Genomic DNA, 23,142 nt, shown 5'->3' on the forward strand with positions numbered 1-23,142 from the left:
CGAGGGCCGCACTCCGATCGGGGTGCGGCCCTCGCCGTAGACTGACGCCATGCACGATCTTGCGGGGGGCTTCCGGTACCTGCTGGCCGGACAGCGATGGGTGTTGCGACACGGCCGGTGGCTGGGCTTCGGGCTGCTGCCCGGGCTCGTCTCGCTCGCCCTCTACGCCGGCGCCCTCATCGGGCTCGGCTACGGCGCCGACGACCTGACCGCCTGGGCGACCCCGTTCGCCGACGACTGGTCCGCCTTCTGGCTCGGCCTCTTCCGCGGCTTCCTCACCGCCCTGTTCTTCGGCCTCGGGCTCTTCCTCGCGGTGATCACCTTCACCGCCGTGACCCTGCTGATCGGCCAGCCCTTCTACGAGTCCCTCTCGGAGCAGGTCGACCGCAGCGAGGGCGGAGAGGTCCCGCAGTCCGGCCTCCCGCTCTGGCGGGAGCTGTGGATCTCCGCCCGCGACAGCGTCAAGGTGCTCGGCCGGGTGGTGCTGTACGGCATCGGACTCTTCGTGCTCGGCTTCGTCCCGGTGATCGGCCAGACGGTCGTCCCGGTCCTCGGTTTCTGCGTCTCCGGCTACTTCCTCACCCAGGAGCTCACCTCCGTGGCGCTCCAGCGCCGCAAGATGGAGCTGCCCGAGCGGCTGGTGCTGCTGCGGTCGCGGCGGCTGCTGGTGCTGGGCTTCGGAGTGCCGCTGGTGCTGGCGTTCCTGGTGCCGCTCGTCGCGGTGTTCCTGATGCCGGGCGCGGTGGCGGGGGCCACGCTGATGGCGCGCGACCTGACGCGCACCGACGACACCCCGGCCGCCGAGGCCGCACCCGCCGGCTTCGGACCGCCGCCGCCCGCGTTCTCGTAGGCCGTCCGCAACCTCGTAGGCCGTCCCCCGCGGAGCCCTGCGACACCAGCTGACAAAGCCCTACTGGCGCTTCTTCAGCAGCAGGATGGCCCCCGCCGTGTCCTCCCCGCCGTGGGCGGCCGGGTCCGCGGCCAGCCGGCGGTGCATCAGATCCAGGTACGGGGAGATCAGCTCGGCGCTGACCTGCTGCTCCTCGGCGGTGCGCAGCAGGGTGCCGGTCGCCGCGACCTGCATGGCGAGGTTCGACACCACCCCGGAGGTGAAGTCCCGCGAAGTGAGCCGCTCGGCGGCGTTGCCGATGAAGAAGCCCATTGCGCCCAGCCACTCGGACAGCAGCGGAGACAGGTCCTTCGGGGCGATGTCCTCGCCCTCGGTCAGCGCGAAGGCGTGCGAGATACCGGCGAACATCCCGTACATGGCGCTGAGCAGCGCCACGTCGTGCAGGGCGGCGTGCCCGGGGTCCTCCCCGACGAAGCGGGCGCCGGCCGGGATCTCCAGCGTTGCGTGGTGGGCGTCGAAGAGGGTTTGCGAGCCGCTGTAGAAGACGTATCCGCCGGCCTCCGGGACGCCGATCATGTCCGGTGTGGCCATGATCCCGCCGTCCGTGTACCGGGCGCCGCGGGCCTCGGCCCAGGCGGCCCGGGCCCGGGCCTCGGCCGGGGTGCCGGTGGTGAGGTCGACGAGGTCCTTGCCGGTCAGGTCGATGCCGTCCAGGGTGGAACGCACGCTGGCGTCGTCCAGCAGACAGGTCACGACCAGCTCGTTCGCCGCGACGGCCGCCGCGGCGCTCGGGGCGACGACGGCGCCCTCGGCGGCGAGCGGTGCGGCCTTGGCGGCGGTGCGGTTCCAGACGGTCGGGGAGTGCCCGGCGGCGAGCCAGGTGCGGGCGAGGGCGGTGCCCATGTCGCCGAGTCCGAGCAGGGTGAGCGATTTCCGCGATGTGGTGTCGGTCATGGCGTTTAGCCTGGTTGCAGGCAGTGCGGTGCTCAAGTACGCACTTCGGAGTGGGTGGTTACCCCGAAGTGAGCGAGCAGGTGGGGAGGATGCGCGATGGCGTTGACACGAAGGCCCGGTGCGGACGAGTGCGGGATCGCCGCGGCGATGTCCGTGATCGACGGCAAATGGAAGGTGTCGCTCCTGTGGACGCTGGAGCAGCGCCCGCGCCGCTTCGGCGAGCTGCGCCGGCTCGTCCCCGGCGTCTCCGAGAAGGTCCTCGCCGCCCAACTGCGCGAGCTCGAGACCGACGGCATCGTCCACCGCGAGGTGTACGACGAGGTCCCGCCGCGCGTCGAGTACTCCCTGACCCCGCTGGGACGGGACCTGAACGCGGCCCTGGAGCCGTTGGGGGAGTGGGGCACGAAGCACCTCCTCCCGGATTCGGCCTAGGTGCGTTGCCGGCCGGGCCGGAGATCGGTTGCCGGCCGCCGCCTGCCCCCCGGCGGGCCCGTAGTATGCATGGCAGCAAATGCCAAGGCTGTCTCCCACTGCCCTTGAGTCCGCCCTGGCCCGGAGCTTCGGCGGGGGGCCGGAGTCGCGCAGCGGCTTGCCGAGCCACGACCGGCCACCGGGCCGAGGACCGACCAGCAGTAGGGACACAGCAGTGACAGTCAGTACCGAGGGCACGGCGACCGTGCTGCCCCCGGGCGGACCGGCCGCGCCCGCCCGCCCGATACCGGCCACCCGGCGGGGGACCGGCTCACGCGGCACGCTCCTGCTCCTCGAAGCCGTCGTCGCCTTCGCCGCGGCGCTCGTGCTCCCGCTGCTGGCCCGCGGCTTCAAGCTGAACCCCCTGGACCGGATCGCGCAGGTCAGCGGCCTCGCCGCGATCCAGCTGCGGTTCGCGCTCATAGGCCTGGTGTTCATCGGCGCGGTGGCGCTGGCCGTACGACTGCGCGGGGGCCGGCACCTCGACCTCGCCACCCGGTTCGCCTCCGCCGCCCTCGCCGGCCTGGCCAGCGGTTTCGTCGCCGCCGGAGCGGTCGTCGCGCTCCACGGGACGCCCTGGCCGATGTTCGGCCTCAACGGCGACAGCGGCCGCATCGTCGAATGGGCCCAGGCGGTGGCCAACGGCCGTCCCTCGGGCTCGCCGGTCTACCCCCCGGCCCCCCTGTACACCCTCGGCCACTACGCCGAATGGTTCCGCGGCGGCAACACCGCGTACGCCTTCAAGGACCTCCAGATTCTCGGCGCCGCGGCGTTCGGACCGCTGGTCTACCTGTGCTGGCGCATGCTCCTCGGCCCGGTCCGGGCCCTCGCCTTCGGCGTCGCCCCGGCCTTCGCGCTGATCGACGCGTACAAGCCGTACAGCCAGACCGTCCTCGTCGTGCTGGTCCCGGTCCTGGTGGCGATGGTGGTGTCGCTGAGCCGCAGCGGCGCGTGGAACTGGCGGCCGCTGCTGCTCAAGGGTGCGGGATTCGGCGCGCTGCTCGGCCTGATGTTCCTCACCTACTCGGGCTGGTTCCTGTGGAGCGCGGGGGGTGTGCTGTTCGCCGCGCTGCTGTACTTCCCGTGGCGGGACGGCCGGCTCGGCCGTCTCAAGGGCGCGGCCTTCCTCGGCGCCTCCCTGGCGGCGTTCCTCGTGGTCGCCGGGCGCTACCTCATGGTCATGCTGACCGAGGGCCAGACCACCAAGGACTACAACTTCCGGTTCGACAACTTCACCGACCCGGCGTACTACCTCATGTGGCGCACGGACATGCCCGGCAAGGTCGGCGAGTGGCCGCTGCCCGGCGAGTACGGCGGGGTCGGGCTGTTCGCCCTGGTCACCTTCGCCGGCCTCGGCGCCGCGATCTGGCTGGGCCTGCGCAAGCCGATGGTGGTCACCATCGCCGCCATGTTCATCAGCGCGTGGGTGATGCGCATGTACATCGCCTCGCACATGTACGAGACGCAGACCGTCCAGCTCTACACCCGCACGAACAACCAGCTGCTCTACTGCGGGCTGCTGCTGTGCGCGCTGGTCGTCCACCTGGTCTCGCTGCGGATGGCCGAGCGCCGGACGCAGCCCGCGGCGGACGCCGGGCCGGCGCGGACCACGCCGGGCACCGGCTTCCCCGGCCGTGAGGGCGCGGTGATCGGAGCCCTGTGCGCCCTGCTGCTCCTCCTCGGCACGGTCTCCTCCTCGATGGCCGACCGCTACATGCCGGCCAAGGAGAACACGTACCGGATCCTGCCCTGGGTGTCGCACACCATCACGGAGCGGGACGGGAGCTGCCCGAAGTACGCGCCCGGCGGCACGTGCTCCAAGGACGGCGACCAGAGCTGGCTCGGCTTCATCCGATGACCCCGGGGGACCGATGACTTCCGCACTGACACGACTCGCCGACTGGCCGGCCGGAACCCCCCGACGGCTCTGGCTGATCTCGTTCGCGCTGTTCTTCACGCTCACGGGCTCGTGGGCGGCCGCCAGTCCCGTCGGAAGCTCCCCGGACGAGCACGCGCACTTCATCCGTGCCGCCGCCGTCGCCCGGGGTCAGATCGGCGGCACCGAGGTGATGGTCCCGCACACGGTCGCGGGCATCGAGGGGCACTTCGCCGAGACCGGCGTGCAGCTCCCCGAGTGGTACCGGAACCTGCCCACCGTCCACGAGTGCTACTCGTGGAAGGAGCGGCAGCCCGCCTCCTGCGCGCCCTCGCTCGGCAACTCCGGGAAGACCGCGCAGGCCACCACGGCGGCCGGCCGCTACCACCCGGGCTACTACCTGGTGACCGGCTGGCCGAGCCTGCTGGTCGACGGCCCCAAGGGGCTGTACCTCATGCGCTTCATGTCGGCGCTGCTCTGCTCGGCCCTGCTGGCGAGCGCGGTGGTCACGGCCGCCGAATGGCGGCGGCGCTCGCTCGCGATGCTCGGCGTGTTCGCCGCGGCCACTCCGATGACGCTCTACATGTCCGGCATGGTCAACCCCAGCGGCGGCGAGATCGCCGCCGGGATCCTGGTGTGGACGGCCCTGCTGTCGATCGTCCTGTCGCCCGACCCCGTGCTGCTCAACCGCAGACTGGCCCGGCTCGGCATCGGCGGCCTGGTGCTGATCAACATCCGGCCGCTCGGGCTGATCTGGTTCGGCGGGGCGGTCGTCTTCTGCCTGCTGCTGACACAGCGGCGCGGGCTGCTGGGACAGGTGCTGCGCCGCAAGGACCTGTGGCTCTGGACGGCCCTGCTGGGCCTGGCGACGGCCGGTGCGCTGCTCTGGGCGGCGAAGCACCCCGACAACTCGAAGATCGACATCCCCGACTCGCTGACCACCGGCGTGGCCGCGAAGCGGACCCTCGGCAACACCGAGGTCTACATCAAGCAGATGCTCGGCTTCTTCGGCTGGCTCGACACCCCCGCCCCGGCCTTCATGTACCTGGTGTGGATGGCCGTACTCGCCACCGTCGTGGTGCTGGCGCTCGTCCATGGCCGGGCCCGCGAAGTCGTTGCCCTGCTGGGCATGCTGGTGGCCGTCGTGATGGTGCCGGTGGTCGCGCAGGCCTCGCAGGCGGAGCGGATCGGCATGGTGTGGCAGGGCCGCTACCTGCTGCCCTTCGCCGTCGGCCTGCCGCTGATGGCCGTGGCCGTCTGCGCCACGCGCGCCCCCGAGCGCGGCCTGCCCTGGCGGCGGCTGGTCGGCCTCTGTGTAGGCACCCTCGTCCTGGCAGACGTGGCGGCCTTCTACTGGACGCTGCGCCGGTTCGCCGTCGGCACCGGGGGCTCGTGGGTGGCGACCTCGGCGCACTGGGCTCCGCCCGGCGGGTGGGTGTTCTGGACCTGCCTGTACGCGGTGGCTGCCTGCGCCGTCGTACTGCCGGCCCTGCTCCCGGACCGCAGGGACGAGGCCGCACGGTTCCCGGACCTGGACAGTTCGCGTACGGGCGGCCGCTCGCGGGTGCCCGAGCCCGCCTGACGCACACCGCCGGACGCCGTCGCGCCGGACGCCGTCGCGTCCCGTGCCGCCCCGTCCGGGACCGGCCCCGTCAGACGGCGGGACCGGTCTCGGCGGTCACCACCGACGGGGTGCGGTCGTCGGCCTCGGCGAGCAGCGCCCCGCCCGGGGCCCACACGGCCGAGCGGCCGCAGCCGGTCCACGGGCCCGCCGGGCCGACGTGGTTGGCGAGGACGACGTACAGGCCGTGCCGTTCGGCGATCCCCGGGTGCACGGTGGCCCGCTCGCGGATCCCGTCGCCGGTCCCGTACAGGGAGCTGGCCAGGTGGACCCGGCAGCCGGCGGCCGCGCCCCGTCCGGGCAGTTCGGGGAAGTGGTTGTCGTAGCAGACGCCCAGCGAGAAGCGGACCCCGAGGAGCTCGAAGCACCCGTCGCCCGTGCCGGGCTCGAAGAGGTCCTGCTCGTGCCGGAACAGGTGCTGCTTGCGGTACGTCGTCACGTGCGCGCCGTCCGCGTCGTGGACCAGCGTCGCGATGGCGGGCCGCGGGCCGTCGCCGGGCAGGGCCACGTTGACCGCGGTGGCGATCCCGGCGGCGCGCAGCGGGTCCAGCCGGGGGTCGTCCGCGCCGGTCCACAGACCGGGGTCGGCGGCGAGCGCGTCGAGTTCGTAGCCGGTGAGCGTGAACTCGGGGAACACCACCAGTGCGGCGCCCTGCTCACGGGCCGTCACGGCGAGGGCGGCGGCCCGGGCGGCGTTGGCGCGGACATCGGCGGGGGCGCACGTCATCTGTGCGGCGGCGATCTTCACCGGTTCAGGATGCCAAGCCGTCCGCGGCCTCCTTCAGCAGGGTCAGCAGGGCCGAGGCGGCGGGTGAGGGGGAGATCCCGCGCGGGGTGGCCGCGTAGACCCCGCGGCGCGGGGCGTCGTCCGGGTGCAGGGGGACGAGTACGAGGTCGGGCCGGACCGAGGAGGCGGCGAGCTCCGGGACCAGCGTGACGCCGAGCCCGGCCGCGACGAAGCCCTGCTTGGCGATCCAGTCGGCGGCGACGAAGCCCGTACGGGGGCGGAAGCCGCTCGCCAGCGCGGAGTGCATGAGGGTCTCCTCGGGGCGGGTGCCGGCGGCGATCCAGTCCTCGTCGGCCAGTTCGGCCAGCCGCAGCCCGCTGCTCCCGGCGAGCCGGTGGCCGATCGGCAGGGCCACGTACATCCGCTCGTCGAGCAGGTGGTGCGGCGTGCAGTCCCGGGGCGGCCGTCCGGAGGTGTCGGCGACGACGGCGAGGTCCAGTTCCCCGGCCGCGAGGAGGGCGAGGTGCTTGGCGGACGGACCTTCGGTCCGGGTGACCGTGACAGCGGGGTGCCGGGCCCGGAAGGCGGCCAGCGCGCGCGGCAGCAGCGCGGCGTCCGCGGTGGAGAAGGAGCCGATCCGCAGCCGCCCGGCGCCCAGGGTGCGCAGCGCGTCGAGCTCGGCGCGGGCGGTGCGCAGGCGTTCGCCGACGGCCTCTGCGTGCGGGAGCAGGAGCCGGCCGGCCTCGGTGAGGCGGACGCCGCGCGGGAGGCGGTCGAAGAGCGGGGTGCCCCACTCGTCCTCCAGGCACTGGATCTGCCGGGAGACGGCGGACTGGGTGTACCCGAGGGAGCGGGCGGCGGCCGTGAAGGACGCCAGCCGGGCGACGTGCAGGAAGACCTCGTACAAGCTGTGCGGAGTCGGCATGACGGCCATGCTAGGGATGTGCCGTCCTCATGGACGGTCCGTCACCCGCCGTGCGGTGGCCATGGGCTGACGGTGTAAATCAATCTGCATAAAATGCGTGTGTGATCTTCATTGTGGTGAAATTCCCCGTCAAGCCCGAATACGTCGACGCGTGGCCCGACAAGGTCGCGCCGTTCACCCGCGCCACCCGCGCCGAACCGGGCAACCTCTGGTTCGAGTGGTCGCGGAGTCTGGAGGAGCCGGACACCTACGTGCTGGTCGAGGCCTTCCAGGACGACGCCGCCGAAGCGCACGTCACCTCCGAGCACTTCCGTGCCGCGCTGGAGACCATGCGGCCGATGGTGACCCGTACGCCCGAGATCGTCAGCACCACCATCGAGGGCGCGGCCGGCTGGAGCCGGATGGGCGAGCTCCAGGTCGACTAGTGCTGTGACCCGGTGAGCCTTTCCGGTCACAGCACTAGACGTGCCTTCAGGCTTCCGGGCCCCGCAGCAGGGTCAGGAAGGCGCGGAAGGCGGCGGGCATGTCCACGGACTCCGGGTCCAGCAGCCACTGGTACTGGAGGCCGTCCATGACCGCCGTCAGCAGCGGCGCCGCCTCCTGCGGGGTGAGACCCGAGGGGAGGCGGTCGCCGAACTCCGCGCGCAGCACCGCCGCCATCTCCGCGCGGACCTGGGCGTAGCGCTCGGTGAAGAACTCCCGGGCCGGGTGCCCGTCCGTGACGCTCTCGCCCAGCAGCGCCGAGAAGGTCTGCACGATGCCCGGGCGCATCGCGTTGTAGTCCACCAGTGAGGCCAGCAGGTCCAGCCGCCAGGTGCCCGCCGCCGCGCGCGAGCCGCCTCCGGTGTCCCACCGGTCGCGCTCCTCCAGCACCGCGACGAGCAGCGCCTCCTTGGTCGGGAAGTAGTGCAGCAGCCCCTGCTGGGTCAGGCCCACGCGCTCCGCGACCGTGCCCAGGGACGCCCCCCGGTAGCCGCGCTCCGCGATCACCTCGACGGCCGCGCGGACGATCTCCCCGCGGCGCTCCTCGCTCCTCGCCCTGGCCATCGCCATGGCACCCCTTCCGTCCACTCCCGTCGGCAGGACCGTAGGAGGACCGTACGGCATTCGAATATCACGAAGAGATGACAACACCTACCGTTCAACAGGTGTCAGGTTCACCATGGGGGCACCCGCACCGCGCCGCACCGCGCAACCGCACGCTCTCGACGAGGAGGCTCGGCCGTGACCGACGCCGATCAGGTCCGCGATCAGATCCGGGAAGGCGCCGTGGAGGCGGCGCTCGACAAGCTCGACCTCGACACCAAGACCCTGCTCCTGGCGGGCCAGGACATGTGGTCCCTGCCGGCGGTCCCTGCCATCGGGCTGCGTTCCCTGGTCATGTCCGACGGCCCCATCGGGGTGCGCGGCGTGCGCTGGACCGCCGACGACCCGTCCGTCGCCCTGCCCTCCCCGACGTCGCTGGCCGCCGCCTGGGATCCCGGGCTCGCCCGCCGCGCCGGCCGGCTCCTCGCCCAGGAGGCCCGCCGCAAGGGCGTCCACGTCCTGCTCGCGCCGACCGTCAACCTGCACCGCTCGCCGCTCGGCGGCCGGCACTTCGAGTGCTACTCCGAGGACCCGTACCTCACCGGAGTCATCGGCAGCGGCTACGTGAGCGGCGTCCAGGACGGCAGCGTCGGGACCACGGTCAAGCACTTCGTCGGCAACGACGCCGAGACCGACCGGTTCACCGTCGACAGCGTCATCGCCCCGCGCCCGTTGCGCGAGCTGTACCTGGCCCCCTTCGAGGCCATCGTCGAGAACGCCCGTCCGTGGGGCATCATGACCGCCTACAACCAGGTCAACGGCACGACGATGACCGAGCACCACCACCTGGTGAACGAGGTCCTGCGCGGCGAGTGGGGCTTCGACGGCTGCAACGTCTCCGACTGGATGGCCGCCCGCTCCACCGCCGGCGGCATCCTGGGCGGCATGGACGTGGCCATGCCCGGCCCCACCACCGTCTACGGACCCGCCCTCGCCGAGGCCGTCCGCGCCGGGGAGGTCCCCGAGTCCGCCGTCGACGACGCCGTGCGCAACGTCCTGCGCCTCGCCGCCCGCGTCGGGGCCCTGGAGGGCGCCCCCGCGGTCGTCGAGACCCCGCCGGCTCCGGTCGACGGCCAGGCGCTGGCCCGTGAGCTCGCCGCCCGCGGCTTCGTCCTCGTGCGCAACGAGGACGGCGCCCTGCCGCTGGACGCCTCCGCCGGCCGCACCGTCGCCCTCCTCGGGGCCGCCGCGCGCGACGCCCGGGTGCTCGGCGGCGGCAGCGCCACCGTTTTCCCCGAGCGGATCGTCTCCCCGCTCGAAGGGCTGGCCGCGGCCCTCCCGGACGGGTCCCTCACCTACGCCGTCGGTGCCGACCCCTGCGAGGAGCCCGCCCCCGCCGACAAGGGCTTCGCGCTCGTCGCCGTGTGCCGCGACGCCTCCGGGGCCGTCCTCGGCGAGGGCGCCCTGCCCACCGGGCAGGTCCAGTGGATCGGCGACGACCTGCCCGTGGGCGCCACCTACGAGACCATGGCGAGCATCGAGGTCCGCGGTACGTTCGTACCGCGCGAGAGCGGCGAGCACGCCTTCGGCACCCGCGGACTCGGCGCCTTCTCCCTCGCCGTCGGCGGACGGCCGCTGTGGAGCGGCGTCCAGGAGATGGGCGACGAGACCGACCCCTTCGAGGCCTTCTTCGGGGCGCCCAGCGTGCGGGGCCGCGTCACCCTCACCGCGGGCGAGCCCGTCGAGGTGTCGCTGACCTACCAGGTCCCCGACACGAGCGGGCTCCCGATGCGGGCCGTCGTGTTCTCGCTGCTCCACCTCGGCCCGCGGCGCGACCCCGACGAGCTGATCGCCGAGGCGGTCGCGGCCGCCCGCGCCGCCGACACCGCCGTCGTGGTCGTCGCCACCACCGAGCGCGTGGAGTCCGAGGGCTTCGACCGCAGCGACCTCGCCCTCCCGGGCCGCCAGGACGACCTGGTGCGTGCGGTGGCCGCCGTCAACCCGAACACCGTGGTCGTCGTCAACGCAGGCTCCCCGGTGGAGCTCCCGTGGCGCGAGGACGTCGCCGCCGTCCTGCTGACCTGGTTCCCCGGGCAGGAGGGCGGGGCCGCGCTGGCCGACGTACTCCTGGGCGAGGCGGAGCCGGGCGGGCGGCTGCCCACCACCTGGCCCGCGCGGTTCGCGGACGCGCCCGTCACCGAGGTCGTGCCCGCCGACGGGCGCCTGGAGTACGGCGAGGGCCTCTTCATCGGCTACCGGGCCTACGAGAAGCACGGCGTCGCCCCCGCCTACCCGTTCGGGCACGGCCTCGGCTACACCGACTGGGCGTACGAGTCCCTGGAGGCCACGGCCGACGCCGTGCGGGTCCGCCTCACCAACACCGGCACCCGGCCCGGCCGCGAGGTCGTCCAGGTCTACCTGGCGCCCCTGGCGGACACCGTGGAGCGGCCGGCGAGCTGGCTGGCGGCCTTCGCCGGCGTCACCGCGGGCCCCGGCGAGAGCGTCGAGACCGAGATCCCGCTGCCCGCCCGGGCCTTCGAGATCTGGGACGAGGAGGCCCGCGCCCGGCGGCGGATCGGCGGCGCCTACGAGGTCCGCGCGAGCCACGCGCACGGCGACACGCGGCTGACCGCCACGCTCGACATCGCGTGACACACCGTATGGCCGGAAATCACCCCTGAAAGCCGGTCCGGGGGCGGGACCTGACACCCGCCCCCGGACCCTGCGCGCACGGCCGGCGTCAACGCGGCGGTTCGGCGGCCGTTACCTGGCGGTGCGCCAGTTCCGCCAGCCGCGCCTGCCCCTCCTTGCCCGGGTGGAACCAGTCCCAGCGGCTCAACTGATCCGCCGCGAAGGGGTACTGGAACACCGCGCCGCCGTCGTAGCGGCACAGCGCGTCCTTCCCGCAGACCTCGCGCAGCACCTGGTTGTACTCCACCACCCGCGCCCGCACCTGCTCGCGCCGGGACGTCGCCCCCGTGGCCAGCGACAGCGGATCGGCGAGCATCGACTGGCAGATGCCCAGCTTCCACACCTGGCGCACCATCGGGAGGTCCTTGCCCTGCTCCCACAGCCGTTGCAGGTCGGGCACGCTGGAGACGTACACCTGGGAGGCCGGGGACGCGGCCCGCAGCTGCGCCAGGGCCTGCTCGAAACCGGACCGGAACTCCGCCACCGGGGTCATCGACGAAGCGGTGGGCCGGCAGGCGTCGTTCGACCCCACCATCACCGTGACCAGGTCGGGCTTGTGCGCGGCGGCCGCCGCCAGCTGGCCCGGCAGGTCCGCCATCCGCGAGCCGGTCACCGCGTAGTTCCAGCTGCGCTCGGGCACCGCGGCGTCCCCGAGCAGCCGGGCGGCGAGGGAGCGGACGGCGGGGTCGTTGCCCGTGGCCCAGGAGACCTCGGGGCAGTCGGCGAGGACCGAACAGGCGTCGAATCCACGGGTGATGGAATCTCCGGCGGCCGCGATCGAGGTGGGCGCCGTGTTCCAGCGCGGCGCCGACTGTGACCCCCGCTCGCCCGGATCGGCCGGCCCGCCCGACTGACACCCGGTCAGGGTCCCGGCCAGCAGAGCGACCACCGCGCCCGCGCCCGCGAGAGCACGGCGCGCGCGGCGGCGGGCAGGGGTGGTGCGCATGGGAAGGACCCCTCCTTGTCGACCCCGCGTCGTCCGGGGGGTCCTGCTGAGTGAAAGCTCCGTGTTTTACCGGCCTTGGAGCGACCGTACGTCACACCAGGACCCCTGGCGCACGGTAGCTTTTTCCCGTGGCGTTTCAGCCGCAGGTCCCGTAGCGCAATGTCAGATAATTTCCGTTACATTACATCACGTCACAAACTGTCCCTTTTCTGGAGTTTATTCCCGACCTCGTCCACCACTGGAGGTCCCGGTGACGACACGTGGAGTTCTGTACGTGCATTCCGCACCGCGCGCGCTCTGCCCGCACGTGGAATGGGCCGTAGCGGGCGTGCTCGGGGTGCGGGTGAACCTCGACTGGATCAGGCAGCCCGCCTCCCCGGGCACCTGGAGAGCCGAGTTCTCCTGGCAGGCCGAGGCGGGCACCGCCTCGAAGCTCGCCTCCGCCCTGCGCGGCTGGCACCTGCTGCGCTTCGAGGTGACCGCGGAGCCCTGCCCGACCGCCGAGGGCGAGCGCTACAGCTCCACACCGGAGCTGGGCATCTTCCACGCCGTCACCGGTCTGCACGGCGACATCCTGATCCCGGAGGACCGGCTGCGCGCCGCGCTGGCCCGCTCCGTGCGCGGCGAGACCGACCTGGAGGCGGAGATCTCCAAGCTGCTCGGCAAGCCCTGGGACGACGAACTGGAGCCCTTCCGCTACGCGGGCGAGGGCGCACCCGTCCGCTGGCTCCACCAGGTCGTCTGAGCCGGGACGCATCCCGTACACGTGAAAGGGCCCTGCACGGCGACTGCCGTGCAGGGCCCTTTCACATGGAGCCGGTTCAGACGCTGCGGAACGCCAGGGTGACGTTGTGGCCGCCGAAGCCGAAGGAGTTGTTGATCGCGGAGATCGGGCCGTCGGCCGGCAGCTTGCGCGGCTCGTTCACGACGATGTCCGCGTCGATGTCGTCGTCGAGCGCGTCGACGTTGATCGTCGGCGGGGCCACGCGGTGGTACAGCGCCAGCACGGTCGCGACGGTCTCGATGCCGCCCGCGCCACCCAGGAGGTGACCGGTCATCGACTTGGTCGCGGAGATCGCGATGTGGTCGAGGTCGTCGCCCAGGACCTTGCGCAGGGCCTTGATCTCGGCCGTGTCACCCTGCGGGGTGGACGTGGCGTGCGCGTTGACGTGGACCAGCTCGGCCGGGTCGAGACCCGTGTTGTCGAGCAGGTTCTGCACCGCGGCCGCGACACCGCGGCCGGTCGGCTCCGGCTGCGCGATGTGGTGGCTGTCCGCGGACAGGCCCTGGCCCAGCACCTCGCAGTAGACCCGGGCGCCGCGCGCCGCGGCGTGCTCGGCGGACTCCAGGACGACGACGCCCGCGCCCTCGCCCAGGACGAAGCCGTCACGCGCCTTGTCGTACGGACGGGAGGCCGTCTCGGGGCTCTCGTTGTTCTTCGACATCGCCATCATGTTGGCGAAGGCGGCGATCGGCAGCGGGTGGATCGCGGCCTCGGTGCCGCCCGCGACGACCACGTCGGCGCGGCCGGTACGGATCATCTCGACGGCGTAGCCGATGGCCTCGGCGCCGGACGCGCAGGCGCTGACCGGGGTGTGCACGCCCGCCTGGGCGTTGACCTCGAGGCCGACGTTGGCCGACGGGCCGTTCGGCATGAGCATGGGGACGGTGTGCGGGGAGACCCGGCGCACACCCTTTTCCTTCAGTACGTCGTACTGGTCGAGCAGAGTGGTGACACCGCCGATACCGGAGGCGATCACGGTGCCCAGGCGGTCGGGCGCGACGGACTCGTCCTCGCCCGCCGGGGCGGTGTAGCCGGCGTCGGCCCACGCCTCGCGGGCCGCGATGACGGCGAACTGCGCCGAGCGGTCCAGCTTGCGGGCCAGCGGCCGGGGCAGGACCTCACTCGGGTCCACGGCGACCGGGGCGGCGATCCGTACCGGGAGTTCGGCGAAGCGCTCGCCCTCCAGGGGCTTGACACCGGAACGGCCGGCGAGCAGACCTTCCCAGGTCGAAGCGCTGTCGCCACCCAGCGGAGTGGTTGCGCCGATACCGGTGACGACCACGGTGCGATTGGTCGGGCTCACAGGAATTCTTTCTCCACGTCTCAGAGGGTGCTGAATTGTCACGGCGCCACCGCCGGGTGGCGACAAACGCTCGTCAGGCTCAGGCCTGGTGCTTCAGGATGTAGTCCGCGGCGTCGCCGACCGTCTTGAGGTTCTTGACGTCCTCGTCCGGGATCTTGACGTCGAAGCGCTCTTCGGCGGCGACGACGACCTCGACCATGGACAGGGAGTCGACGTCCAGGTCGTCGGTGAAGGACTTGCCGATCTCGACGTCCTCGACCGGGATGCCCGCGATCTCGTTGACGATCTCGGCGAGGCCCTCGACGATCTCTTCCTGCGTGGCGGCCATGTGGCGCTCCTTCTCTGGGTAACTGGGTAAGACAGACCGGGATGCGGATCCCGGCCCTAGGGGAGGGTAACGACCGTCGCGGCGTAGACGAGCCCCGCCCCGAAGCCGATGACGAGCGCGGTGTCGCCGCTCTTCGCCGCTCCGGTCGCCAGAAGCCGCTCCATGGCGAGCGGGATCGAGGCGGCCGAGGTGTTGCCGGTGGTCTCCACGTCACGGGCGACCGTGACGTGCTCCGGCAGCTTCAGAGTCTTCACCATCGAATCGATGATCCGCATGTTCGCCTGGTGCGGGATGAAGACGTCCAGGTCGTCCGCGGTGATCCCGGCGGCGTCGAGCGCCTGCTGGGCCACCTTGGCCATCTCGAAGACGGCCCAGCGGAAGACCGCCTGACCCTCCTGCGTGATGGCCGGGAACTTCTCTCCGGCGTCCCTGCCGAGGTACTCGTCCCACGGCACGGTCTGCTTGATCGTGTCGGACTTGTCGCCCTCCGAACCCCACACCGTGGGGCCGATGGCCGGCTCGTCCGAGGGACCGACGACGACGGCGCCGGCGCCGTCACCGAACAGGAAGGCCGTCGCGCGGTCCTCCAGGTCCGTGAGGTCCGAGAGCCGCTCCACGCCGATGACGAGGACGTACTCCGCGGAACCCTCCACCACCATGCCCTTGGCGAGCGTCAGGCCGTAGCCGAAACCGGCACAGCCTGCGGAGATGTCGAAGGCGGCGGGCTTGACCGCGCCGATCCGGTGCGCGATCTCGGTCGCGACGGCCGGGGTCTGCTTGAAGTGCGAGACCGTGGAGACGATCACCGCACCGATCCGCTCGGGGGCGACACCGGCGTCGGCCAGCGCCTTGCCCGAGGCCTCCACCGACATCGCGGCGACGGTCTCCTGGGGCGAGGCCCAGTGCCGGGTCGCGATACCGGAGCGGGAACGGATCCACTCGTCGGACGAGTCGATGGTCTCGAGGATGACCTCGTTGGGCACCACACGGGTCGGGCGGTAGCCGCCGACACCGAGGATGCGGGCGTAGGGGGAGCCCTTGGCCGGCTTGATCTTGGACATGCTGTGTGGGCTCCTTCTCTCAGGCCGTCAGTTCGGCGACCAGCGCCGCGGCCTTCTCGAGATCGTCCGGGGTCTTCAGCGCCACGCTCGGTACGCCCTTCAGCGCGCGCTTGGCCAGACCCGTCAGGGTGCCACCGGGGGACAGCTCGATGATCCCCGTGACGCCCAGTTCGGCGAACGTCTCCATGCACAGGTCCCAGCGGACCGGGTTCGCGACCTGGCCGACCAGGCGGGCGACGACGTCGGCACCCGTGGCGACGACGAGGCCGTCCTTGTTCGAGACGTACTTCAGGGCCGGGTCGGCCGGGGACAGGGCCTCGGCGGCCTTCTCCAGCTCGGCGACCGCGGGGGCCATGTGGTGCGTGTGGAAGGCGCCCGCGACCTTGAGGGGAACGACCTTCATGGAACCCTCGGGCTTGTCGGCCTGCAGGGCTTCGATCTGCTCCATCGTGCCGGCGGCCACGATCTGGCCCGCGCCGTTGATGTTGGCCGGGGTCAGGCCGAGCTTCTCGAGGTGTGCGACGACGACGGCGGGTTCTCCGCCGAGCACCGCGGCCATGCCCGTCTCAGTGACGGCGGCGGCCTCCGCCATGCCCAGCCCGCGGGTCCGGACGAACGACAGCGCGTCCTTCTCGGGCAGTACGCCGGCGATGGCCGCGGCGGTGATCTCACCGACGCTGTGGCCCGCGACGGCCCCGAAGGCCGAGGTGGAACCCAGTGCGGAGGCGGACAGCAGACCGGCGGCCACCAGCAGGGGCTGGGCCACCGCGGTGTCGCGGATCTCCTCGGCGTCGGCCGTCGTGCCGTAGCGGGCGAGGTCCAGCTTGATGGCGTCCGACCACTCGGCGACGCGGTCAGCGGCACCGGGGAGGTCGAGCCAGGGGGTCAAGAAGCCGGGCGTCTGAGCGCCTTGGCCGGGAGCGACGAGTACGAGCACCCTCACACTCTCTCTTGTGGAGGGTCCCTGCCGCCCGTGGGGACAGGGACCAAGAACCGTCGGGGTAATTGTTGATGTCCAACAAAATGCTAGGACTGCGTGTCGCCGTCGGCCAGACGCCCCAGAATCAGGGCGATCCGCAGGGTGAACGCCGATCGGACATCGGACGGCGACCATCCGGTGACGTCGGTCACACGTCGCAGCCGGTAGCGCACCGTATTGGGGTGCACGAACAGCATCCGGGCAGCCCCTTCGAGGCTGCTCGCCTGCTCCAGGTAGACGCTCAACGTCTCCAGCAGTGCCGACCCCGCCTCCTCAAGCGGTCTGTAGATCTCCTCCACCAGTTGTTCCCTGGCTGCCGGATCGGAGGCGATCGCGCGTTCCGGCAGGAGATCATCCGCCAGGACCGGCCGCGGCGCGTCCTGCCACGCCGTACAGGCCTTCAGTCCGGCCGCGGCGGCCTGCGCCGACTTCGTCGCGTTCAGCAGGTCGGCCACCACCGGGCCGGCCACCACCGGACCCGCGGCGAACGGCCCGATCAGGGACTTCGCCACCTGCATCGGGTTGTCGCTGCCACCCGCGATCACGACCAGACGGTCCCCGAGCACACCCGTCAGGACCTGCAGCTTGTGGTGGCGGGCCGCGCGCCGGATCGCCTCGACCGTCAGCTCGCTGTCGCCCTCGGGCGCGGTGCCCAGCACCACGCACACGTGCTCCGGGGAGTTCCAGCCCAGCGCCGCCGCCCGCGACAGCGCGCCCTCGTCGGCCTCGCCCGACAGCACCGCGTTGACGACCAGGGACTCCAGCCGGGCGTCCCACGCCCCGCGCGCCTCGGCGGCCTGCGCGTACACCTGGGCGGTCGCGAAGGCGATCTCCCGCGCATACACCAGGAGCGCCTCACGCAGGATCGACTCGTCACCGGGGGCAGCGACCTCCTCGATCGCGGTCTCCATGACCTCGATCGTGGTGCGCACCATCTCGACGGTCTGGCGCAGGGTGATCGCCCGGGTCAGCTCGCGCGGAGCCGTACCGAAGACATCGGTGGAGATCGCCTGCGGGGTCTCCGGATGCCGGAACCACTCGGTGAACGCGGCGATACCGGCCTGCGCGACCAGGCCGATCCACGAGCGGTTCTCGGGTGGCATCGCCCGGTACCACGGCAGGGTCTCGTCCATGCGCGCGATCGCGTTGGCGGCGAGCCGGCCGGAGGACTTCTCCAGACGGCGAAGCGTCGCGGCGTGCGGATGCGCGGGAGCGGGATGCGCGGAGTGTGTGGCGGGGGAATGCTCACGTTCGGGTTGAGGCACGGGACAAGACTGCCTTATCGGGAGGGCTGCGCCGAGTCCGGTCCCGTGTCCGGGCCCGGCCCCGTCCCGCCGCTGGGGCTACCGTGGCCCTCATGATTGATGTACGCCGAGGCGCCGACCGGTACGAGGGAGGGGACCCGGCCGCCGGGATCACCACCCGGCACGCCTTCTCCTTCGGGTCCTTCTACGACCCGGACAACCTGCGCTTCGGCCCCGTCCTGGCCTGCAACGAGGAGACCCTCGCGGCCGGCGCGGGCTTCGACGAGCACCCGCACAGCCACACCGAGATCGTGACCTGGGTGATCGACGGCGAGCTCACCCACCAGGACAGCACCGGGGAGAAGAGCCTCGTCCGGCCCGGTGACGTGCAGCGGCTCAGCGCCGGATCCGGGGCGCGCCATGTCGAGCGCAACGACGGCGACCGGCCGCTGCGCTTCGTGCAGATGTGGCTCTCGCCGCTCGCCGCGGGCGGCGACCCCTCGTACGAGGTGCTGCGGGGTCTCCCCGACGGCACGCCCTACGAGGTCCGCGCGGCCGGGGCCGCGTTGCACGTGCGGCGGCCGGGCGCGGGCGAGCGGGTCGCGGTACCGGCCGCCGAGCGGGTGTACCTGCACGTCGTACGCGGGGACCTGCGGCTGGACGGGGCGGAGCTGGGCCCCGGGGACTCGGCGCGGATCACCGCCGAGAAGGGACTGGAGATCGTCGCCGGGTCCCCGGGGGAACTGCTGATCTGGGAACTGCCCGCCTAAGCGGAGCGCAGTTCGGCCAGGACCGCGTCGGTGAACGGGGTCCAGGCCTCCACCGCCCACGGGCCGAAGGGCCGGTCCGTCAGCGCCACGCACGCGGCGCGCGCGTCCGGGTCCACCCACAGGAAGGTGCCGGCCTGGCCGAAGTGGCCGAAGGTACGCGGGGAGGAGGTCAGGCCCGTCCAGTGCGGGGACTTGCCGTCGCGGATTTCCATGCCGAGGCCCCAGTCGTTGGGGGACTGGCTCCCGTATCCCGGCAGGACGCCCTTGAGCCCGGGGTGGACGACGGAGGTGGCCTCGGCGACGGTGCGGACGTCGAGCAGCCGGGGAGCCTGCAGTTCGGCGGCGAAGCGCAGCAGGTCGGCAACGGTGGAGACGCCGTCCTTGGCGGGCGACCCGTCCAGGGTGGTCGACGCCATGCCCAGCGGTTCGAAGACGGCCTGGTGCACGTACTCCGCGAAGGGGATGCCGGTGGCCTTGGCGATGTGGTCGCCGAGCTCCTCGAAGCCCGCGTTCGAGTACAGCCGGCGGGTACCGGGCGCGGCCATGGCGCGGTGCTCGTCGAAGGCCAGGCCGCTGGTGTGCGCGAGCAGGTGACGGACCGTCGACCCCTCGGGCCCCGCCGGTTCGTCCAGCTCGATCGCCCCTTCCTCGTAGGCGACGAGGGAGGCGTACGCGGCGAGCGGCTTGGTGACCGACGCCAGCGCGAAGCGGTGTCCGACGGGCCCGTGCGAGCCGGCGAGGCTCCCGTCGGCACGTACGACGGCCGCCGCGGCGGTGTCCACGGGCCAGGTATCGATGATCCGCAGGCTTTCCATGCCGCTCACGGCGTCCTTGCTGTCCATGCGGCCGAGCCTACTTGCTTGGAGTGCACTCAAGGGTTTTAGCGTGGGGCCATGAGCCAGAGCCAGAGCCTGAGCCTGACGCAGACGCGGTACACGATCAGCGAGGTGGAGGCCCGGACCGGTCTGAGCCAGCACACCCTGCGCTGGTACGAGCGGATCGGCCTGATGCCGCACGTGGACCGCTCGCACTCGGGTCAGCGCCGCTTCACCGACAAGGACCTCGACTGGCTGCGCTTCGTGGGCAAGCTGCGTGCCACGGGGATGTCGGTGGCGGACATGGTCCGCTACGCCGAGCTGGTCCGCGAGGGCGAGCACACCGTCGAGGAACGCCGTGACCTGCTGGAACGGACACGGAACGAGGTGCGGGCGCGGATGGCGGAGCTGACGGACGCACTGGCCGTACTGGATTACAAGATCGACATGTACGCGATGAAGACGGTCTCGGGGAAGGAACGGCGATGACGGAGTACGAAGACACCCTGGAGCAGGCCGAACTCGGCAGGGGCGGCCCGCTGGTCGGCGTCCAGGGCCTGGGCTGCATGGGCATGAGCGAGTTCTACGGGGACACCGACGAGCCGGCCGCCCGGGAGACCCTGGAGGCGGCGCTGGACGCCGGGGTCACCCTCTTCGACACGGCGGACGTCTACGGCCGCGGCCGCAACGAGGAGTTCCTGGCCCCGTTCGTGGCCGCGCACCGGGACGGGATCACACTGGCGACGAAGTTCGCCATAGAGCGCAACGACGACCCGTCCTTCCGGGGCGTCCGCAACGACCGCGCGTACGTCCGCGCCGCCGTCGAGGGCAGCCTGCGCCGGCTCGGCGTGGACGTCATCGACCTCTACTACATGCACCGGCGCGACCCGGCTGTGCCGTTCGCCGAGTCGGTGGGCGCCATGGCGGAGCTGGTGCGGGAGGGCAAGGTGCGCCACCTCGGGCTGAGCGAGGTCACCGGGGCGGAGCTGCGCGAGGCGCACGCCGTGCACCCGATCGCGGCGCTCCAGTCCGAGTGGTCGCTGTTCAGCCGGGACGTGGAGCGCAGCGCGGTGGCCGCTGCGGCGGAGCTGGGTGTGGCCTTCGTGCCCTACTCCCCGCTCGGCCGGGGCTTCCTGACCGGGGCCTTCGCGGACGCGTCGGCCGAGCTGTCGCGGGACGACTTCCGGCGCCACCAGCCGCGGTTCACCGGCGACAACGCGAAGGCCAACGCGGCGCTGCTGGCCCCGGTCCGGGAGATCGCCCGGGAACTGGGGGCGAGCCCCGCGCAGATCGCCCTCGCCTGGGTGCACCGGCGGGCGGCGGTGCACGGGCTGACCGTGGTCCCGATCCCCGGCACCCGCCGGGCGGAGCGCCTGCGCGAGAACGTCGCGGCGGCCCGTATCACGCTCACACCGGCGCAGCTGGCGCTGCTGGAGCCGATCGCGTCGCAGGTCGCCGGGGACCGCTACCCGGACATGACCTTCACCTCGGCCGCCCGGGAGGCGTAACGCCGCCCCGGCCCCTCAGGGGTGGCGCTTCCGCAGCACCGCGAAGGCACCCCGGACGGCGAGGGCGGCCAGGACCAGGACGACGGCCGTCTCGATGGACTGGGTCGGCCAGTAGTGCGTGACCGGGTGGTAGTCGACGTACCACCCGGTCACGTTCATGTCCGGTGGGCACTGGCTCATGCTGCGGGTGTGCGCGAAGCAGGCCCCCTCGGGCAGGCGGCCGCCCGAGGCGGTGGTCAGTCCGAGGTCCATCATGAGGGCGTCCCTCGGCAGCTTCGGGACCCCGGGCGCCGTGGGCGTGGTGAGCGTCCGTACCGGCAGGAGGGACCACCGCAGGGCGCCCAGCACCACCATCACCAAGCCGGTGGCGAGGCCGGTGACCGCCATGGCGGCGATCGTGCGCCGTACGAGCTGGCCCACCAGCGCTCCGACAGCCACGCCGAGGAGGTAGTACGCGACGATCACCGTGCCGGTCGCCTCGTACGGCCCCCGGTCGGCCCAGTGGAACTGGTACGTGCCGTTGAGCGGCATCCAGCCGAGACGGTAGACCCCGGCCAGGGACGCCGAGCAGGCCACGGCGGCCACCGAGGCCACCGTGATCTTCGCGGCGAGCCAGGCCCGGGGTGTCGAGGACTGGGTCAGGGCGAGCCGGTAGGTGCCGCTCTCCAGCTCACGGGCGACCATCGGACCTGCGACGAAGGCCCCCACCAGCAGCGGCAGGAGCAGCATCCCGATACCGGCGACGTCCATCGCGGACCGCAGCGGGCCGTCCGGGCTGCTCGGGTACAGGTCGGCTCCGTAGGCCGCCCACCCGCGCAGCGCGACGACGCCGGCCAGGCTCGTCGCGACGACGGCGGACAGCATCCACAGGACGCGCCGGTGCTGGCGGACGGTGACCCAGCGCGGGCCCGTCAGGATCGGCGTGCTCATGCCCCCACCGCCTCGGTGGCGGGAGCGAGGGCGAGGGCCGGGGCCCCGGGGGAACGCAGGTGGGCGAGCAGGATTTCCTCCAGGGACGGTTCGGCGGTCTGCCAGGTGTCCGCGTCGACGGTGCCGTGCGGTCTGGCGAGCGCGGTGAGTTGGCGGCCCGTCGTCCGTGACTCGACGACGGTGTGCGCCGCGAGATCGGCGACGGCGGTGGCGGGGCCGGTGAGCAGGCAGTGGGCCGCGAGGAGATCGTCGACGGCGCCGGAGAGACGGACCCGCCCGCCGTCGACGAGCAACAGGTGGTCGCAGGCACCTTCCAGCTCGGCGAGGATGTGCGAGGACATCACCACGGACGTGCCGTGGTCGGCGGTGTCGGCCATCAGCGCCCCCATCAGCCGGTGCCGGGCCAGCGGGTCGAGGTCCGCCATCGGTTCGTCCAGCAACAGCAGCCGGGGGCGCTTGCCGAGGGCGAGGGCCAGGGCGACCCGGGTGCGCTGGCCGCCGGAGAGGGACCGGATCCGGACGCTGCCGTCGAGCCCGCCCTCCCCGACGATCCGCTCGGCGCTCTTCGCGTCCCAGCGGCCCGGGTTGAGCTCACGTCCCATGCGGAGGGTCTCGTCCACGGTCAGCTGCGGATAGAGGGGCTTGTCCTGGCCGACGTACGCCATCTCCTCGCGCGGCGGTGCGCCGATGGTGCCCTCGGTCGGCCGGAGCAGGCCCGCGGCGAGCGCCAGCAGGGTCGACTTGCCCGCGCCGTTGGGGCCGACGAGCGCGCACACGCGGTGGGCAGGCAGCCGGAAGGAGCAGTCGCGCAGGGCCCAGCCGCGCCGTCGTGCGTAGCGCACGCCCAGCCCCGTCGCCTCGATCACCGGATCGTCCGTCACGTGTCGTCCCCCTTGAAGTGTTGGTCCAGTACGGAAGTGAAGAGCGCGGCCACGTCGTCCCGTTCCATCCCCGCGGCGCTCGCGCGCCGTGCCCAGTCGGCCAGTTCCGCGCGCAGGGGCGAGTCGGCCGGGGCACCCCCCAGGGACCTGCGCACGAAGGTGCCCATGCCCCGGCGTCCCTCCACCAGGCCCTCGCGCTCCAGCTCCCGATAGGCCTTGAGCACCGTGTTCGGGTTGATGGCCGTCGCCTCGACGACCTCGCGCGCGGTGGGCAGCTGATCGCCGGGTGCGAGCAGGCCCAGGCGCAGCGCCTGCTTGGTCTGGTGGACGATCTGCAGGTAGGTGGCCATGCCGCTGCGCCGGTCGATGCGGTACTCCAGCACGTCCAGCACCCTTTCACTAGTTAAGTAGTGAAAGGGTGCTGGACGGGGCGCCGCATGTCAACGGGCGTT

The 23,142-nt window shown here is 72.4% G+C and carries 24 protein-coding genes; 10 read left to right on the forward strand and 14 right to left on the reverse strand.

Going from position 1 to position 23,142, the window contains the following annotated elements; genetic code table 11:
• The first annotated feature begins 49 nt into the window (after window positions 1–49).
• Window positions 50–850, forward strand: a complete 801-nt coding sequence (locus AAT21_RS02280; protein WP_046775003.1) for an EI24 domain-containing protein — start codon at window positions 50–52, stop codon at window positions 848–850.
• A 60-nt stretch (window positions 851–910) separates the two neighbouring features.
• Here AAT21_RS02280 and AAT21_RS02285 read toward each other — a convergent pair whose 3' ends face one another.
• Window positions 911–1,804, reverse strand: coding sequence for an imine reductase family protein (locus AAT21_RS02285; protein ID WP_046775004.1), 894 nt, complete (start codon window positions 1,802–1,804; stop codon window positions 911–913).
• Between the two features lie 96 nt (window positions 1,805–1,900).
• Here AAT21_RS02285 and AAT21_RS02290 point away from each other — a divergent pair, with 96 nt between their 5' ends.
• From AAT21_RS02290 to AAT21_RS02300, 3 genes are all read left to right on the forward strand, one after another.
• Complete coding sequence (locus AAT21_RS02290) at window positions 1,901–2,236, forward strand: winged helix-turn-helix transcriptional regulator (protein ID WP_046775005.1); 336 nt, start codon at window positions 1,901–1,903, stop codon at window positions 2,234–2,236.
• Window positions 2,237–2,450: 214 nt separating this feature from the next.
• On the forward strand, window positions 2,451–4,133 hold the full coding sequence (locus AAT21_RS02295; protein ID WP_046775006.1) for a hypothetical protein: 1,683 nt from the start codon (window positions 2,451–2,453) through the stop codon (window positions 4,131–4,133).
• Between the two features lie 13 nt (window positions 4,134–4,146).
• The gene (locus AAT21_RS02300) at window positions 4,147–5,733 is read left to right on the forward strand and encodes a DUF2142 domain-containing protein (RefSeq protein ID WP_046775007.1); all 1,587 of its coding nucleotides are present in this window, start codon (window positions 4,147–4,149) and stop codon (window positions 5,731–5,733) included.
• A gap of 70 nt (window positions 5,734–5,803) precedes the next feature.
• Here AAT21_RS02300 and AAT21_RS02305 read toward each other — a convergent pair whose 3' ends face one another.
• Together AAT21_RS02305 and AAT21_RS02310 are read right to left on the reverse strand one after the other, a co-directional pair.
• On the reverse strand, window positions 5,804–6,520 hold the full coding sequence (locus AAT21_RS02305; protein WP_046775008.1) for a carbon-nitrogen hydrolase family protein: 717 nt from the start codon (window positions 6,518–6,520) through the stop codon (window positions 5,804–5,806).
• A 4-nt stretch (window positions 6,521–6,524) separates the two neighbouring features.
• Window positions 6,525–7,433 (reverse strand): LysR family transcriptional regulator, encoded by a 909-nt coding sequence (locus tag AAT21_RS02310; RefSeq protein ID WP_412180291.1) that lies wholly within the window; start codon window positions 7,431–7,433, stop codon window positions 6,525–6,527.
• 92 nt (window positions 7,434–7,525) lie between these two features.
• Here AAT21_RS02310 and AAT21_RS02315 point away from each other — a divergent pair, with 92 nt between their 5' ends.
• Window positions 7,526–7,849: a putative quinol monooxygenase gene (locus AAT21_RS02315; protein WP_046775009.1), complete on the forward strand. Its 324-nt coding sequence runs from the start codon at window positions 7,526–7,528 to the stop codon at window positions 7,847–7,849.
• 46 nt (window positions 7,850–7,895) lie between these two features.
• On the opposite strand, the gene AAT21_RS02320 is transcribed toward AAT21_RS02315, so the two are convergent.
• Window positions 7,896–8,471 carry a TetR/AcrR family transcriptional regulator gene (locus AAT21_RS02320; protein ID WP_030957523.1) on the reverse strand — a complete coding sequence of 192 codons (576 nt, stop codon included), beginning with the start codon at window positions 8,469–8,471 and terminating at the stop codon, window positions 7,896–7,898.
• Window positions 8,472–8,648: 177 nt separating this feature from the next.
• On the opposite strand from AAT21_RS02320, the gene AAT21_RS02325 reads away from it, so the two are divergent.
• A complete protein-coding gene (locus tag AAT21_RS02325) occupies window positions 8,649–11,102 on the forward strand; it encodes a beta-glucosidase (protein WP_046775010.1) in 2,454 nt (817 codons plus the stop codon).
• An 88-nt stretch (window positions 11,103–11,190) separates the two neighbouring features.
• Here AAT21_RS02325 and AAT21_RS02330 read toward each other — a convergent pair whose 3' ends face one another.
• Entirely contained in the window at window positions 11,191–12,087 is an 897-nt protein-coding gene (locus AAT21_RS02330) for an SGNH/GDSL hydrolase family protein (RefSeq protein ID WP_046775011.1), read from the reverse strand.
• A gap of 250 nt (window positions 12,088–12,337) precedes the next feature.
• On the opposite strand from AAT21_RS02330, the gene AAT21_RS02335 reads away from it, so the two are divergent.
• Complete coding sequence (locus AAT21_RS02335) at window positions 12,338–12,832, forward strand: DUF3145 domain-containing protein (protein ID WP_046775012.1); 495 nt, start codon at window positions 12,338–12,340, stop codon at window positions 12,830–12,832.
• A 76-nt stretch (window positions 12,833–12,908) separates the two neighbouring features.
• On the opposite strand, the gene fabF is transcribed toward AAT21_RS02335, so the two are convergent.
• From fabF to AAT21_RS02360, 5 genes are all read right to left on the reverse strand, one after another.
• Window positions 12,909–14,174 (reverse strand): beta-ketoacyl-ACP synthase II, encoded by a 1,266-nt coding sequence (gene fabF, locus AAT21_RS02340; protein WP_046775013.1) that lies wholly within the window; start codon window positions 14,172–14,174, stop codon window positions 12,909–12,911.
• 79 nt (window positions 14,175–14,253) lie between these two features.
• The gene (locus AAT21_RS02345; protein WP_030227178.1) at window positions 14,254–14,502 is read right to left on the reverse strand and encodes an acyl carrier protein; all 249 of its coding nucleotides are present in this window, start codon (window positions 14,500–14,502) and stop codon (window positions 14,254–14,256) included.
• A 56-nt stretch (window positions 14,503–14,558) separates the two neighbouring features.
• The gene (locus tag AAT21_RS02350) at window positions 14,559–15,563 is read right to left on the reverse strand and encodes a ketoacyl-ACP synthase III (RefSeq protein WP_046775014.1); all 1,005 of its coding nucleotides are present in this window, start codon (window positions 15,561–15,563) and stop codon (window positions 14,559–14,561) included.
• Between the two features lie 19 nt (window positions 15,564–15,582).
• Window positions 15,583–16,500: an ACP S-malonyltransferase gene (locus AAT21_RS02355; RefSeq protein ID WP_046775015.1), complete on the reverse strand. Its 918-nt coding sequence runs from the start codon at window positions 16,498–16,500 to the stop codon at window positions 15,583–15,585.
• 89 nt (window positions 16,501–16,589) lie between these two features.
• Window positions 16,590–17,807, reverse strand: a complete 1,218-nt coding sequence (locus AAT21_RS02360) for a PucR family transcriptional regulator (protein ID WP_046775016.1) — start codon at window positions 17,805–17,807, stop codon at window positions 16,590–16,592.
• 92 nt (window positions 17,808–17,899) lie between these two features.
• Here AAT21_RS02360 and AAT21_RS02365 point away from each other — a divergent pair, with 92 nt between their 5' ends.
• Entirely contained in the window at window positions 17,900–18,556 is a 657-nt protein-coding gene (locus AAT21_RS02365; RefSeq protein WP_046775017.1) for a pirin family protein, read from the forward strand.
• Here the strand turns inward: AAT21_RS02365 and AAT21_RS02370 are convergent.
• On the reverse strand, window positions 18,553–19,371 hold the full coding sequence (locus AAT21_RS02370) for a serine hydrolase domain-containing protein (protein WP_046775533.1): 819 nt from the start codon (window positions 19,369–19,371) through the stop codon (window positions 18,553–18,555). The genes AAT21_RS02365 and AAT21_RS02370 overlap by 4 nt on opposite strands.
• Window positions 19,372–19,449: 78 nt before the next feature.
• On the opposite strand from AAT21_RS02370, the gene AAT21_RS02375 reads away from it, so the two are divergent.
• Together AAT21_RS02375 and AAT21_RS02380 are read left to right on the forward strand one after the other, a co-directional pair.
• Window positions 19,450–19,860 carry a MerR family transcriptional regulator gene (locus AAT21_RS02375; RefSeq protein ID WP_046775018.1) on the forward strand — a complete coding sequence of 137 codons (411 nt, stop codon included), beginning with the start codon at window positions 19,450–19,452 and terminating at the stop codon, window positions 19,858–19,860.
• Window positions 19,857–20,879, forward strand: a complete 1,023-nt coding sequence (locus AAT21_RS02380) for an aldo/keto reductase (protein ID WP_046775019.1) — start codon at window positions 19,857–19,859, stop codon at window positions 20,877–20,879. The genes AAT21_RS02375 and AAT21_RS02380 overlap by 4 nt, the downstream gene beginning before the upstream one ends.
• A 15-nt stretch (window positions 20,880–20,894) precedes the next feature.
• On the opposite strand, the gene AAT21_RS02385 is transcribed toward AAT21_RS02380, so the two are convergent.
• The 3 genes from AAT21_RS02385 to AAT21_RS02395 are packed head-to-tail and all read right to left on the reverse strand — an operon-like array spanning window position 20,895 to window position 23,073.
• Entirely contained in the window at window positions 20,895–21,809 is a 915-nt protein-coding gene (locus tag AAT21_RS02385; RefSeq protein ID WP_046775020.1) for an ABC transporter permease, read from the reverse strand.
• Window positions 21,806–22,690, reverse strand: coding sequence for an ABC transporter ATP-binding protein (locus tag AAT21_RS02390; protein WP_046775021.1), 885 nt, complete (start codon window positions 22,688–22,690; stop codon window positions 21,806–21,808). Before AAT21_RS02390 ends, AAT21_RS02385 begins: the two co-directional genes overlap by 4 nt.
• Complete coding sequence (locus AAT21_RS02395) at window positions 22,687–23,073, reverse strand: GntR family transcriptional regulator (protein ID WP_046775534.1); 387 nt, start codon at window positions 23,071–23,073, stop codon at window positions 22,687–22,689. Before AAT21_RS02395 ends, AAT21_RS02390 begins: the two co-directional genes overlap by 4 nt.
• Between the last annotated feature and the right edge of the window lie 69 nt (window positions 23,074–23,142).

The sequence above is a fragment of the Streptomyces yangpuensis genome (assembly GCF_001005295.1).
Lineage (GTDB): Bacteria > Actinomycetota > Actinomycetes > Streptomycetales > Streptomycetaceae > Streptomyces > Streptomyces yangpuensis.

Excerpts from the sequence above, each read along its gene's own strand:
- AAT21_RS02350 (WP_046775014.1), bottom strand. The coding sequence starts at position 15,563 with ATGTCCAAGATCAAGCCGGCCAAGGGCTCCCCCTACGCCCGCATCCTC.
- AAT21_RS02370 (WP_046775533.1), bottom strand. The coding sequence starts at position 19,371 with ATGGAAAGCCTGCGGATCATCGATACCTGGCCCGTGGACACCGCCGCG.
- AAT21_RS02280 (WP_046775003.1), top strand. The coding sequence starts at position 50 with ATGCACGATCTTGCGGGGGGCTTCCGGTACCTGCTGGCCGGACAGCGA.
- AAT21_RS02300 (WP_046775007.1), top strand. The coding sequence starts at position 4,147 with ATGACTTCCGCACTGACACGACTCGCCGACTGGCCGGCCGGAACCCCC.
- AAT21_RS02310 (WP_412180291.1), bottom strand. The coding sequence starts at position 7,433 with ATGGCCGTCATGCCGACTCCGCACAGCTTGTACGAGGTCTTCCTGCAC.
- AAT21_RS02320 (WP_030957523.1), bottom strand. The coding sequence starts at position 8,471 with ATGGCCAGGGCGAGGAGCGAGGAGCGCCGCGGGGAGATCGTCCGCGCG.
- AAT21_RS02385 (WP_046775020.1), bottom strand. The coding sequence starts at position 21,809 with ATGAGCACGCCGATCCTGACGGGCCCGCGCTGGGTCACCGTCCGCCAG.
- AAT21_RS02365 (WP_046775017.1), top strand. The coding sequence starts at position 17,900 with ATGATTGATGTACGCCGAGGCGCCGACCGGTACGAGGGAGGGGACCCG.
- AAT21_RS02330 (WP_046775011.1), bottom strand. The coding sequence starts at position 12,087 with ATGCGCACCACCCCTGCCCGCCGCCGCGCGCGCCGTGCTCTCGCGGGC.
- AAT21_RS02290 (WP_046775005.1), top strand. The coding sequence starts at position 1,901 with ATGGCGTTGACACGAAGGCCCGGTGCGGACGAGTGCGGGATCGCCGCG.
- AAT21_RS02345 (WP_030227178.1), bottom strand. The coding sequence starts at position 14,502 with ATGGCCGCCACGCAGGAAGAGATCGTCGAGGGCCTCGCCGAGATCGTC.
- AAT21_RS02380 (WP_046775019.1), top strand. The coding sequence starts at position 19,857 with ATGACGGAGTACGAAGACACCCTGGAGCAGGCCGAACTCGGCAGGGGC.
- AAT21_RS02285 (WP_046775004.1), bottom strand. The coding sequence starts at position 1,804 with ATGACCGACACCACATCGCGGAAATCGCTCACCCTGCTCGGACTCGGC.
- AAT21_RS02375 (WP_046775018.1), top strand. The coding sequence starts at position 19,450 with ATGAGCCAGAGCCAGAGCCTGAGCCTGACGCAGACGCGGTACACGATC.